Raw genomic sequence first — 13,202 nt, 5'->3', positions numbered from 1 at the left:
GCTCGACCGGGTATCGTCGAGCGCGTTATGCCTTCTGTGCGCAGTACGCCTGCCCCCACCCCGCCGCAGCCATCGGTGTACCTCGATCACGCCGCGACCACTCCCATGTTGCCGTGTGCGATCGAGGCGATGAACTCCGTGTTCGGCACCGTCGGGAACGCATCGTCGCTGCACACCTCGGGCCGGTCCGCCCGTCGCCGGGTCGAGGAATCTCGCGAGTCGATCGCCGCGGACCTCGGTGCGCGCCCGTCCGAGGTGATCTTCACCTCCGGTGGTACCGAAAGCGACAATCTCGCCGTCAAGGGCATCTTTTCGGCCCGTCGAGACTCGAACGCCGCACTGACCAGGATCATCGCCAGCTCGGTGGAGCATCACGCCGTGCTCGACGCGGTGGAGTGGCTCGTCGCGCACGAAGGGGCGAGTGTCACCTGGCTCCCGGTCGACGACGAGGGCCGGGTCACCCCCGATGTGCTGCGCGCCGAGCTGGCTCTGCACGCAGACGAGACCGCGCTGGTGACGGTCATGTGGGCCAACAACGAGATCGGCACCGTCATGCCGATCGCCGAACTCGCATCGGTGGCCGCGGAGTACGGCGTTCCGATGCACAGCGACGCAGTGCAGGCCGTACCGCACCTACCAGTGGGATTCGCCGACAGCGGTCTTTCCGCCCTGAGTATCGCTGCGCACAAGTTCGGGGGCCCGCAGGGCGTCGGAGCCCTGTTGCTGGGCCGTCAGGTCCCGTGCGTGCCGCTGTTCCACGGTGGTGGTCACGAACGTGACGTCCGGTCCGGCACGCCCGACACGGCCGGCGTCGTCGCGATGGCGGCCGCACTGCGATCGACGGTGCAGAACCTGTCGCTGCACGGGGAACGAACTCGCGCGTTGCGTGATCGACTCATCACCGGGGTTCGCGAGGTGGTGCCCGACGCCATCCTCAACGGCCCGGAGGGCGACGGGCGGCTCGCCGGAAACGTGCACTTCACCTTCCCCGGGTGCGAGGGGGATTCGCTGTTGATGCTTCTCGACGCCGCGGGCATAGAATGTTCGACGGGATCCGCCTGCACGGCGGGTGTGGCGAGCGCGAGCCATGTTCTGATCGCGCTCGGGTGCGATCCGGGCGTGGCCCGCGGATCCCTTCGGTTCTCTTTGGGAACCGGCTCGTCCGATTCGGACATCACCACTGTGCTTGCGGCCCTGCCGCAGGTCGTCGAACGTGCTCGTGCCGCCGGACTTGCTGGCGTCGGAGCTCGAGGAGGAAATCGCTGATGCGTGTTCTTGCTGCCATGAGCGGGGGAGTCGACTCCGCAGTCGCCGCGGCTCGAGCCGTCGACGAGGGGCACGACGTCGTGGGCGTTCACCTGGCGCTGTCCACCGCTCCCGGGGCGCTGCGGACCGGCTCTCGCGGGTGCTGCTCGAAAGAAGACGCCGGGGATGCACGCCGAGCTGCCGACGTCCTCGGAATACCGTTCTACGTCTGGGACTTCGCGGATCGGTTCAAAGAAGACGTCATCGACGACTTCGTCGCCTCGTACGCCGCGGGGGAGACTCCCAACCCGTGCCTGCGGTGCAACGAGAAGATCAAGTTCTCCGCGCTCGCGGACCGCGCGTTGGCACTGGGCTTCGACGCCGTCGCGACCGGGCACTACGCGCAACTGCACGACGGAGTTCTGCGGCGTGCGGTGGACGCCGACAAGGATCAGTCCTACGTGCTGGCCGTCCTGAACCGAGGACAGCTTTCGCGTGCGATGTTCCCCATCGGCGACACCCCCAAGTCCGAGATTCGCGAGGAAGCAGCCGAGCGGGGTCTCGCCGTCGCCGACAAGCCGGACAGTCACGACATCTGCTTCATTCCCTCGGGCGACACCCGGGCCTTCCTCGGCGCACACATCGGTGTTCGTCCCGGCAAGGTCGTCGACTCCGAGACCGGAGTCGAGTTGGCGGACCACGACGGTGTGCACGGCTTCACCATCGGCCAGCGTAAGGGTCTCGGGGTGGAAGGACCGGCCGTGGACGGCCGTCCGCGCTACGTCACCTCGATCGAACCGGACACCGGCACCGTCATGGTCGGTTCGGCGCAGAAGCTGGACGTCTGGTCCATCACCGGAGACCGCGCAGTGTGGACCGAGGGCACCGCGCCCACCGGGCCCATCGAATGCGTCGTACAGGTTCGGGCGCACGGCGGGCTGACCGACGCGGTTGCCGAGGCCGTCGGCGACGGGATGGAGATCCAGCTCCGGGCACCCTTGACCGGTGTCGCCAAAGGGCAGGCAGCGGTGTTGTACCGCAAGGACATTCACGGTGACATCGTGATCGGCAGCTCGACCATCTCGGGCACCCGATCCGAGCGCGAGTGACCCCGAGCACGTTCGGAGGGCTGGCGACCGGCATAGGTTCGTGGCCCGGCACCGACGTTCGTGAGGCCGTCGCCATCGTCCTCGGCGAGCTGGGTGAACTGCCACACGTGGTCGAACTGCCAGGGCGCGGGCTCGGTGCCGACATGATCGGCCGCACCGGAGCCATCATGGTCGACGTCGAACTCGACGTCCGGACGTCGGGCTACCGCGTCGTACCGCGTCCGATGCTGGCCGGTCGCCGTGCGACCGACTTTCTCACCGAGGATCTGGACGTGCTCGAGGAACTGTGGGAGGTTGCGGGACTACGCGGTGCCGGCCGGACCATCAAGGTGCAGGCTGCAGGACCGTTCACCATGGCCGCGCAGGTCGAATTGCGGCACGGACACCGCGCGCTGACCGACCGCGGCGCTCTACGGCACTTCGCGGAATCCCTCGGCGAAGGGCTGCGCCTGCACTGCGCAGAAGTGGCACGCAGACTCTCGGCGAACGTGGTGGTCCAACTCGACGAACCCAGTCTCGCCGCCGTTCTCGCGGGCAGTCTGACCGGGATCACCGGTATCGACTCGGTGCGCGCGATCCCGGAACCGGAGGTTCTGGACCTGCTCGACTCACTGATCGACACCATCGCGTTACCGGTCGCTGTGCACTGCTGTGACGGGGGAGCTCCCGTCGATCTGCTGCGCCGAACCCGAGCCGTCGCGGTGGCCGTGGATGCACACGAGCTGCGCCGAACCGACCTCGATGCGCTGGGAGAGCTGCTCCAGGCCGGCAAGACCCTCGTACTGGGATCGGTGCCGTCGGCAACCCCGGACCGACCACACTTGTGGCGCGAGTGCGCCGAGCCCGGTGTGAAGTTGGTCGACAGCCTCGGCTTCGATCGTTCGATACTCGCTTCGCAGGTGTCGGTGACGCCGTCCTGCGGCTTGGCCGGAAGCACGCCCGAGTGGGCTCGTCGAGCAACGGCTCTCACCCACGAGGTTGTCGCGGCTTATCGGGACGCACCCGAATCGTTGTGACCACGGACCGGGACATTGTGACGAAACACAGTGTGCCGAGTCGGAATGCCTGGAGCGTCCTGCGGCTCCGTCCCGGGTCGTTCGGGACGTACAACAGGTGTGACATCATTCACACGGCCGTCGGGGGTCTGCTTTGAATCGGTGGGAGTTCGTACATGGCATCAGGTGGTCGCGGCTTCGATGAAGTCGCCTCCCTCCGACGTTCCGGCCGGCATCGACGCGGAGTTCTGGCCAAACTCGCCGCCGCCACGTCGGATTGGTACCGGGCTCCGCACGACTTCGAATGGATCCTCAACCACCGGTCCACTCGTCCACTGACGGGAATCATCCGGGTCGTCTTCGGCACCGCCGTCCTGATGTATGCCCTCACGTCGATTCTCATGTTGTTCAGCGATCTCGGCCCCACCGGCTCGCCGGCAATCGGGTGGGTCTTCTTCGTCCTGTTCATGCAGGTACTCGTTGCCGCACGGTGCGTGTTCGGCCCGATCCCCGGGAAGAAGTTCTTCGTCGGGTTCCTGGCGTTCGGCGACATTCTGACCACCTCGGTGCTGGTGTTGTACGCGCCGGTCGCGTCCCTGATCGGAACGGTGCTGTTCGCCGTCACCGGAGCGTTCTGTACGTATTTCCTCAGCCCTCGATTGCTCGTCGCCCACCTGGTGTGGACGGCGACGTTCATCATCGGCTTCGGTATTCGCACGTTCCTCGCTGTGATGGACGGCGAGGTGGTTGCCGTCGACGGACCGGCGGTCGCGACGGCGACGGTGGTGCTGTTGCTGGCAACGGTGGCGGTACCGGTGTTCGCGCAGGTGGCGTGGACGACGTTGTCCAACGACGCCAAGCGGTCGGTACTCGACCCTCTGACCGGGGTGTACAACCGCCGCGGTATCGACAGTGAACTGCTCGACCTGTGGCAGCTCGCGAACAAACGCGGACTGTCGATGGCGTTCCTGGTGGTCGACATCGACAAGTTCAAGGCCGTCAACGACCGCTACGGCCACAGCCGGGGCGACGAGGTCATCGTCCGGGTCGCGGATCGGCTGCGCAGACTCGCCCGCCACCACGGCGGAGTGCTCGCGCGAACCGGTGGCGAAGAATTTCTGCTGGCCGTCGTCGGACATGCGCAGAGCACCGTCGACCTCGGCGTCGATGTGGTGCGCGTGCTGTGCGACCACCGGGACGACATTCCGGTCACGGCGAGCGTCGGTATGGCACTGCTGCGTGAGGACTCCGCGCTGTGGGACGTGGGCACCTCCGTCGTGGGACGAGCGGCTCGCACGGCGGACGCGGCGATGTACCGGTCCAAGCAGTCCGGCGGGAACAGTGTGGTCGTCGACGAGATCTGACACGGGGATCTGCGATGATCGAGACATGTATCGACTCTCGGACGCCCAGCGGCGCGGTCTGCCCGCCGGTGTCCTGCTCTCGGTGATGGCCTCCGTCCTCGGCGGTATCTACTCCGACGACTTCCTGACCGGATTCGCGCTGACTGCCGGAATTTGCGCGGTGGCGTTGATCGCCGCCACCCTGCTGCTGGGCCTGATGGGCAGATAGCCTTCCGGACGCAGGATCGTTTCGATGTCGGTGCCGTCGGATAATCTTCGTCACGTGCCTGAGCCGACCGAACTGCCTGCAGGAACCGACGATGCCGCCGAGGCTGCCGGAGTCGAACTCGATCCTGCCACCCCTGCCGACCGCGAGCGGTGGCAGACACTGGCCGAGGAAGTACGTGGACATCAATTCCGCTACTACGTACGTGATTCGCCCATCGTCTCGGACGGTGAATTCGATGCCCTGCTGCGCGAACTGAACGATCTCGAACAAGCCCACCCGGACCTGCGTACGGCCGACTCACCGACCCAACTCGTGGGCGGTGGTTTCGCGACGGAGTTCACCGCCGTCGACCATCTGGAACGAATGCTGAGCTTGGACAACGTGTTCGATCACGACGAGCTCCGTGCGTGGGCCAAGCGGGTCGAGACCGAGGCCGGTCCGGATCTGCACTACCTGTGCGAAGTCAAGATCGACGGTGTGGCGTTGAACCTGGTGTACGAGAACGGCACTCTCGTGCGCGGTGCGACCCGAGGTGACGGGCGGACCGGCGAGGACGTCACGCTCAATGCTCGGACGATCGACGACATCCCCGATACCTTGACCGGCAGCGCCGAATATCCGATTCCGGAGCTGCTCGAGGTGCGCGGTGAGGTGTTCTTCCGGCTCGAGGACTTTCAGGCGCTCAACGCGGCGCTCGTCGAAGAGGGCAAACCCCCGTTCGCCAATCCACGGAACTCGGCGGCGGGCTCGCTGCGCCAAAAGAACCCGGCCGTGACCTCGAAGCGGCGTCTCGGCATGATCTGTCACGGATTCGGACGGATGGTCGGCTTCACCCCCGATTCGCAGTGGCACGCCTACGAGGCTCTGCAGGCGTGGGGTCTGCCGATCTCGACCCACACGACGCGCGTGCAGGGCATCGATGCCGTCGTCGAGAAGGTCGAGTACTGGGACAAGCACCGCCACGACGTCGAGCACGAGATCGACGGCCTGGTGGTCAAGATCGACGAGATGTCGTTGCACCGTCGGCTCGGAACGACGTCGCGAGCACCGCGGTGGGCCATCGCGTACAAATACCCACCTGAGGAAGTCACCACCACCCTGCTGGACATTCGCGTCAGCGTCGGCCGAACCGGTCGAGTGACTCCGTTCGCGTACATGACGCCGGTGCTCGTCGCGGGGTCCACGGTGTCTCTCGCGACCCTGCACAACGCGTCGGAGGTCAAGCGCAAGGGTGTTCTGATCGGTGACACCGTCACGATTCGCAAAGCGGGAGAGGTCATTCCGGAGGTGCTCGGCCCGGTCGTCGACGCCAGGACCGGCGACGAGACCGAATTCGTCATGCCCACCGAATGCCCGGAATGCTCGACGCCGTTGGCACCGGCGAAGGACGGCGACGCGGACCTGCGCTGCCCCAATTCGCAGTTCTGCCCGGCGCAACGCCGTGAGCGTGTGTTCTTCGTGGCCGAACGGCAGCGTTTCGACATCGAGGGTCTCGGATACGAAGCGGCGACGGATCTTCTGGCCACCGGTGCGATCGAGGACGAGGGCGATTTGTTCTCGCTCACCGAAGAAGACCTGATGAAGACTGCGATCTTCCGCACGAAATCGGGCGCATTGTCGGCCACCGGGCGCAAACTGCTCGACAATCTGTCCTCCGCCAAGAATCAGCCTCTGTGGCGAGTGCTGGTGAGCCTGTCCATTCGCCACGTCGGCCCCTCAGCTGCACGAGCCCTCGCCGGAGAATTCGGCAGCCTCGAGCGCATCGAAGCAGCGTCCGTCGAGGAGTTGTCGGCGGTGGACGGGGTGGGCGGCACCATCGCGGCTGCTGTGTCCGAATGGTTCGAGGTCGACTGGCACAGGGCCATCGTGGAGAAATGGCGGAATGCCGGTGTGCGGATGGAGGACGAGCGAGACGCCTCCATCGAGCGAAATCTGGAAGGCCTGTCGATCGTCGTCACCGGTTCGCTCGACTCCTACTCGCGCGACGAGGCCAAAGAAGCGATCTTGCTGCGGGGTGGAAAGGCCGCAGGTTCGGTTTCGAAGAAGACGGCGTTCGTCGTCGTCGGTGAATCGCCCGGTTCGAAGCACGACAAGGCCGTCGAGCTCGGCGTACCGGTCCTGGACGAGGCAGGGTTCACGCGTCTGTTGACCGAGGGCCCGGACGCAGTGTCGGAGCCGACGACGGACACCGACGCGTAGCAGTAGGGGAGACCGGGCGAGTTCCGGTGATCAGGTAAGGACGGTTGCGACGATCCCGGCGAGGTAACCGAGCCGGGCTACCTCCGACGGCCTGAACTCGGGCCCTCCCGGCCGGCCGAGCATCAGCACGGTGCCGGTGGTGCCGAGGGGAGCGGCAGCGATCTTGGTGTCCATGTCCCGCCACACCTGAGGTACCCAGTCTGCGTCGGAGTCGAGTGCAGCGGGAGAGGTCAACGGGAACCAGGGCAGTTCGGCGGCGTGTGTTTCGGGTGCGCCCGGGCTACCGACCAGGCGGAACGGACCGTGCGCGTTGGTGGCCACCACGGTGCTCCAGCCCACGCGCAGAACGCGGGGAGCGCCGTCGACCAGAACTTGCAGACGGTCGTCGGATGCCGCTGCGACCCGGTCGATCAGTTCCAGTTCGCGATGGGTGTCGAGAACGCCGGTGTACGGGCGGATCGAGTCGACGCGGACGTCGGTGAGGTTCTCGGCTGCAGTGATCAGTGTGTCGGGAAGCGAACCGGGCGCAACGTCGACCACCAGGTCGTCGACCGCGTAGCCGTCGCCGCGTTCGATGACGTCGAGCGAGAGGATGTCCGCTCCGACCGAGCCGAGGGCCACGGCCAGCGATCCGAGGCTGCCCGGCCGGTCGGGCAGCTGCACGCGGAGCAGGTAGGACATGGCACGCTCCCTTTCGACGTCTGGCGTAGTTCAGGGAACACTGTGCACCCCCGGCGCGAGCAATCTTTGCATCTTCGACCTGGCCGGCTCGACACGCAACGCGGGACGTGACAATTCTGACACTCGTGCGGGCGAGATCGGCGGCCGATCGAGACCGCTGACCGGGAGTGAGGTCGGCGAAACGGTGCGCACTAGGCTGGACCGCGTTCGCGGACCTGTGCGGTTCGCTCTGCGCAAATACGGGGCCGGTTCCTGCAGGCCCCACTCCTACTGTGTGAAAGGGGTCTACGCGGTGCCCGATATCTCCCGCGACGAGGTCGCTCACCTCGCCCGGCTGTCGCGCTTGGCTCTCAGCGACGCCGAACTCGACGAGTTCGCCGGCCAGTTGGATTCGATCCTCCATCACGTCAAGACCGTCGCCGAGGTGGCGACGGACGACGTTGCGCCGACAGCCAACCCCAGCGACATCGTCAATGTGACGCGTCCCGACGTGATCGTTCCCGGTCTGACGCCGGAGCAGTCGCTGTCCGGAGCACCGAATGCCGAGGAGGGCCGTTTCGCGGTGCCGCAGATTCTGGGAGAGAGCGAATGACCGACCTGACCAAGCTCGACGCGTCCGAGCTCGCCGACCGTATCCACTCGCGTGACGTCAGTGCGGTGGAGGTGACCCGGGCACATCTGGATCGGATTGCCGAGGTCGACGGCGACCTTCACGCTTTTCTGCATGTGGCGAGCGCGCAGGCGCTGGCCGCGGCCAACGACGTCGACGCCGGGCTGGCCGCGGGCTCGGCACCGGCCTCACCGCTCGCCGGGGTGCCGTTGGCGCTCAAGGACGTGTTCACCACCACCGACATGCCGACCACCGCCGGCTCGAAGATTCTCGACGGGTGGGTGTCGCCGTACGACGCGACGCTGACCTCGAAGCTGCGAGCCGCGGGCATTCCGGTTCTCGGCAAGACCAACATGGACGAGTTCGCGATGGGCTCCTCGACCGAGAACTCCGCGTACGGACCGACCAAGAACCCCTGGGACACCACCCGGATTCCGGGCGGCTCGGGAGGCGGAAGCGCGGCTGCGCTCGCCTCGTTCCAGGCACCGTTGGCCATCGGCACCGACACCGGTGGATCCATCCGGCAGCCCGCGGCACTGACCGGCACCGTGGGAACCAAGCCGACGTACGGCAGCGTCTCGCGGTACGGACTCATCGCCTGCGCCTCCTCGCTGGATCAGGGTGGACCCTGTGGTCGTACGGTGCTCGACACCGCGTTGCTGCACGAGGTCATCGCGGGTTACGACCCGCGGGATTCCACGTCGGTCGACACCCCGGTTCGTCCCGTCGTCGAGGCGGCCCGAGAGGGCGCTCGCGGCGACCTGACCGGAGTGAAGGTGGGTGTGGTCAAGGAGTTGCACTCGGACAACTATCAGTCCGGTGTCATCTCGTCCTTCGACGCCGCCGTGGCCGCATTGACCTCACTCGGTGCCGAGGTGGTCGAGGTGTCGTGCCCCAACTTCGTCCACGCATTGGCTGCGTACTACCTGATTCTCCCGTCCGAGGTGTCGTCCAACCTGGCTCGGTTCGACGGAATGCGGTACGGCCTGCGTGCGGGCGACGACGGCCACCACAGCGCCGAGTCGGTCATGGCCACCACCCGCGCTCAGGGGTTCGGGCCGGAGGTCAAGCGCCGCATCATGATCGGCACCTACGCGCTGTCGGCCGGTTACTACGACGCGTACTACGGGTCGGCCCTGAAGGTCCGCACCTTGATCGCGCAGGATTTCGACGCGGCATACGAGAAGGTGGATGTGCTCGTATCGCCGACGACCCCGACGACGGCATTCCCGTTGGGCGACAAAGTCGACGACCCGATGGCGATGTATCTCAACGATCTGTGCACCCTGCCCACCAACCTCGCCGGCCACTGCGCGATGTCGGTGCCGTCCGGTCTGGCGTCCGAGGACGGTCTGCCGGTGGGTCTGCAGATCATGGCTCCCGCGTTCGCAGACGAGCGGCTCTACCGCGTCGGCGCTGCGTACGAGGTTGCCCGCGGCGATCTGCGGTAGTTCGAGGTGTTGCATCGGTGGGCCGCCCGGTTGGCGCATCTGCCCTTGCTCGGTGGAGCGGTCCCGGTCATCGGATTGGCGGCGGCCACGGTGCTGGCGATCGTGGCCGCCGGTGCGATCGTGGTTCGCATCCGCCGTGGCCGTCCGCTCGGCTCGCCCGTCGGTGGGCTGAGCGCACTGGGCCTGGCAGCGGCGCTCCTGGTGGCGACCGCCGTACTGACCAACCTGACGGTGACCCGGTACCCCACGGCCGCGTCGGCACTCGGGCGTGCGCCGGTCGTGCACGTCGAAGGACACGGCCGGTTGTTCGACGTGGAGGTGCCCGGCACGGTGTCGCAGTTCCGTGCTCGTCCGGCGACGGTCTATCTCCCGGCCGCGTACGACGACGGAGCGGACGACCTCCCGGTACTGGTGTTGCTCACCGGACAGCCCGGCCACGTGGTCGACTGGATCGAAGGTGGTCGACTACCGCAGACGATGGACGCGTTCGCGGCACGGCACGGCGGCGTCGCCCCGGTTGTCGTCGTCGCCGACGGACTGGGGGACACCGAAGCCAACCCGATGTGCATGGATTCGGACCTCGGTAATGCTGCGACGTATCTGACAGTCGATGTCCCGCAGTGGGTTCGGTCGAACCTCCACGTGTCCTCGGACCCGCGATCCTGGGCGGTCGGCGGGTACTCCTACGGCGGAACCTGCGCCCTTCAGCTCGCGACGATGGACCCGTCGGCGTACCCCACATTTCTCGACATCTCCGGTGAGGACGAACAACGTCGTGGCACCAGAGCGGAGTCGGTCCTTGCTGCGTACGGGGCGGACACACCGGCCGACGAGGATCGGTTCGATCGTTCTACGCCGCTGAACGTGCTCTCCCGCAACAGCTTTCCCGACTCTGCCGGTGCCTTCGTCGTCGGAGCCGACGACGAGGAGTTCAGGCCGCAGACCGAGCGGTCCTACCGGGCAGCCGCCGCCGCGGGCATGGATGTGCACTACAGCGAGCTGCCGGGAGGACACTCGATGCAGGTCTGGGCTCCGGCGCTCGATCAGGAGATGGACTGGCTCGGCAATCGGCTCGGTCTGCTCGGCTGACGGACCAGCACTCCCTTTTCCGGCGGCCCCTCTCGTTAGCGGCAGCGAGCCATGGCCTCGCCTTGGTCGGTCCCGTATCGATGGCCGTGGCCCGACGTGACATCCAATGCGGCGAGCAGGTCGACGGACGTCTGCAGGAAGCCGACGACAGGCAACCACGGCGGCCGTGGGGCGTCAGTCGTGAACGTCGTCGTATCCGGCGGCGACCACAACAGATCGAGAGACCATCGCGCGACGGGGTCCGAGGAGTTGGCCAGGACGGCGGCACCGTCGGTGTCGACCGATCCCGCGGGCGGGCCGGCCCAGACAGCTCCGCAGAGTGACGAAATGTTCTGTTGCACGGCAAGGTACGCATCACTTCCTGCAACCGAACCCAGGCTCTGGCCGTACACGACGACTTTCGGTGTGGTCGGCTCCGCCGCCGCTCGTGTGGCGACCGCTCGAACCACGGCGTTCGCGGACCGGCGGGCGTCGTCCTCGGCGAACAGGAAGGTCGCCCAACTCGGCTTGTCGGAGTACTGCACCGCCACCGTCGCGACGTCACCGCCGAACGTTCTTTCGGCCCCGGTGATCGCATTCTCGTCCACCCAGCCGGACCCGGTGGGAATCGCGACCACGACGACGCTGCGTTCGAAGGCTCCAGCCCGTTCCATCTCGGAGACGGCCAGTGCCACACGCTCGTCCGGTGTCGCGGCCGACTCGAGTCCCACGTACGTCCGTACGGTGTCGAGATCCTGCCCTCCCGACGCGAACGCGCGGCCCTCGCGTCCCAGCGTGCGCCACGGTGCCGAGGATCCGGGACCGCCGGATCTCGTCTCCGATGTCGGGGCGGCCACTGCGTCGTCCATCGCAGAGTTCGAGGCCGAGTACGAGGCCGACAGAGTGGACCGCACGAACGGAACGGCCAGGGTGTATAACAGCGCAGCGACCGTGACGAGCATTGCCACGCAACGGTTCCGGCCCAGAGTGGAGCAGATTCGCCGTAGCGCGCTACCGGCTCCGCACAGTACGAGCGCAACGCACAGGGCACCCCCGGTAACGTCGACGGCGTAGCTCCAGCTCACCGGCTCGACGTCCATCGCGGCTCGTAATCGATTCTGCCAGTGCATGTTCGAGGCCAACGCAACGCTCGAGATCAGTGCAGCAGTGACGACGGTCCACGCTCGTAGTCGTAGCGACGCGGGCCGTCGTCGCCCGAACACCCGTCGGCCCGCCCATGCGACCGTCAGAGCGAGTGCCACCATGATTCCGGTGAACAGGGCTGCGGTGGCGGTGGAGCGGGGCAGAAGTGACGGAGCCGAGGAGATCGCCACAGCCGCTGCAACGGACACCGACGTGCCGAGTCTCGGCAAGCGAATACGGTTGGGCGAGAGGATATCCGATGCGACCGGGGTCTCGACCCCACGGTTCGGGATGGCCGTGGTGGACATCAGCGTCGGTAGGTGAGGGTCGGGGTCATCGACACACGCCGGTACCGCGCGACAACGAGTGCGATCAGCAGCGTCAGCGCCAGCACGGCTCCGAACAGTGTCAGGGGCATGGCGGGTTCGGCGACCGGTGCACCGAACGATTGTCGCCAGGAATTGAGGTCGACTGCCGTGGCCGCCACGACCGCAGCTGCGTCGCAGATCTGCCGGGCCCCCTCCTCGGTGCGATGGTCACAGGCGTCGTGCATGCGACTGTCGAGTTGGGCGTCGATCGCCCTGCGCCATTGTGGGTCGACGGTCGTTCCCGTCGCGCTCGCGTACCGGAGCAGGTCGTATCCCAGGTCGTGGGCTCGGCACGCAGCCTCGAACTCGGGTGGCAGTGGGATCGGGGACGAGCAATCCCCGCCGGGATTGCTCGCCATCCCGTCCTGCACCGCGGGCCGGTAGCCCATGACGTCTGCGAAGTCGCTCGGGATGGTCGACGCAGCGTCCTCGGCGGGTTCGGTGACCAGTGCACGAACGGTCGGTGCCACGGGGGAGCGACGGTCCTCGGTGGGTGACGACGTTGCTGCTCCCGTCGTGGCGGTCACGACGACGATGGCAGCTGCCACGCACATCAGGGTGCGAGATATGTTCCGGCTCATGAGGATCGACGCTAAGTTCGGCCGGCCGAGGCGAGCATCGCTCCGAGGTTCGGCTGTGGTGAGTGCCCCCGGGACCGGTTCGACGCGGTCCTGATACCTCCGAGCCATGCCGAACCGATACCCCGGTACGAGGACGCCGGCGGTCGATGCTGCCTAGGCTCGAGACGTGCGAAAGAAAAG

General features: G+C 66.8%; 12 protein-coding genes. 9 read left to right on the top strand and 3 right to left on the bottom strand.

Annotated elements, in window-relative coordinates:
* The first annotated feature begins 27 nt into the window (after positions 1-27).
* From J1M81_RS08825 to ligA, 6 genes are all read left to right on the top strand, one after another.
* Positions 28-1,266, top strand: coding sequence for a cysteine desulfurase family protein (locus J1M81_RS08825; protein WP_094653032.1), 1,239 nt, complete (start codon positions 28-30; stop codon positions 1,264-1,266).
* The gene (mnmA, locus tag J1M81_RS08820; RefSeq protein WP_048318234.1) at positions 1,266-2,354 is read left to right on the top strand and encodes a tRNA 2-thiouridine(34) synthase MnmA; all 1,089 of its coding nucleotides are present in this window, start codon (positions 1,266-1,268) and stop codon (positions 2,352-2,354) included. Before J1M81_RS08825 ends, mnmA begins: the two co-directional genes overlap by 1 nt.
* On the top strand, positions 2,351-3,370 hold the full coding sequence (locus J1M81_RS08815; RefSeq protein ID WP_032407036.1) for a methionine synthase: 1,020 nt from the start codon (positions 2,351-2,353) through the stop codon (positions 3,368-3,370). The genes mnmA and J1M81_RS08815 overlap by 4 nt, the downstream gene beginning before the upstream one ends.
* A 155-nt stretch (positions 3,371-3,525) precedes the next feature.
* The gene (locus J1M81_RS08810) at positions 3,526-4,713 is read left to right on the top strand and encodes a GGDEF domain-containing protein (RefSeq protein WP_094643045.1); all 1,188 of its coding nucleotides are present in this window, start codon (positions 3,526-3,528) and stop codon (positions 4,711-4,713) included.
* Positions 4,714-4,738: 25 nt separating this feature from the next.
* Positions 4,739-4,921: a hypothetical protein gene (locus tag J1M81_RS08805; protein ID WP_027496631.1), complete on the top strand. Its 183-nt coding sequence runs from the start codon at positions 4,739-4,741 to the stop codon at positions 4,919-4,921.
* A 54-nt stretch (positions 4,922-4,975) separates the two neighbouring features.
* The gene (gene ligA, locus J1M81_RS08800) at positions 4,976-7,120 is read left to right on the top strand and encodes an NAD-dependent DNA ligase LigA (protein WP_370878680.1); all 2,145 of its coding nucleotides are present in this window, start codon (positions 4,976-4,978) and stop codon (positions 7,118-7,120) included.
* 30 nt (positions 7,121-7,150) lie between these two features.
* Here the strand turns inward: ligA and J1M81_RS08795 are convergent, their stop codons facing one another.
* On the bottom strand, positions 7,151-7,801 hold the full coding sequence (locus tag J1M81_RS08795) for an amino acid-binding protein (protein WP_027496633.1): 651 nt from the start codon (positions 7,799-7,801) through the stop codon (positions 7,151-7,153).
* Positions 7,802-8,093: 292 nt separating this feature from the next.
* Between J1M81_RS08795 and gatC the strand changes: the two genes are divergently transcribed.
* The 3 genes from gatC to J1M81_RS08780 are packed head-to-tail and all read left to right on the top strand — an operon-like array spanning position 8,094 to position 10,951.
* The gene (gene gatC, locus J1M81_RS08790) at positions 8,094-8,393 is read left to right on the top strand and encodes an Asp-tRNA(Asn)/Glu-tRNA(Gln) amidotransferase subunit GatC (protein ID WP_027496634.1); all 300 of its coding nucleotides are present in this window, start codon (positions 8,094-8,096) and stop codon (positions 8,391-8,393) included.
* Positions 8,390-9,862, top strand: a complete 1,473-nt coding sequence (gene gatA / locus J1M81_RS08785) for an Asp-tRNA(Asn)/Glu-tRNA(Gln) amidotransferase subunit GatA (RefSeq protein WP_206497939.1) — start codon at positions 8,390-8,392, stop codon at positions 9,860-9,862. The genes gatC and gatA overlap by 4 nt, the downstream gene beginning before the upstream one ends.
* A gap of 6 nt (positions 9,863-9,868) precedes the next feature.
* A complete protein-coding gene (locus J1M81_RS08780; RefSeq protein ID WP_206497938.1) occupies positions 9,869-10,951 on the top strand; it encodes an esterase family protein in 1,083 nt (360 codons plus the stop codon).
* 35 nt (positions 10,952-10,986) lie between these two features.
* Here the strand turns inward: J1M81_RS08780 and J1M81_RS08775 are convergent, their stop codons facing one another.
* Entirely contained in the window at positions 10,987-12,381 is a 1,395-nt protein-coding gene (locus J1M81_RS08775; RefSeq protein WP_206497937.1) for an alpha/beta-hydrolase family protein, read from the bottom strand.
* Positions 12,381-13,022: a hypothetical protein gene (locus tag J1M81_RS08770; protein ID WP_241257828.1), complete on the bottom strand. Its 642-nt coding sequence runs from the start codon at positions 13,020-13,022 to the stop codon at positions 12,381-12,383. Before J1M81_RS08770 ends, J1M81_RS08775 begins: the two co-directional genes overlap by 1 nt.
* Positions 13,023-13,202 lie beyond the last annotated feature (180 nt).

Origin of the sequence: Rhodococcus sp. KRD175 (genome assembly GCF_017168275.1) — a bacterium.
GTDB classification, from domain to species: Bacteria; Actinomycetota; Actinomycetes; order Mycobacteriales; family Mycobacteriaceae; genus Rhodococcoides; species Rhodococcoides fascians.
Note: the sequence above shows the minus strand (reverse complement) of the source record. Positions and strands in the feature narration are given on the sequence as shown.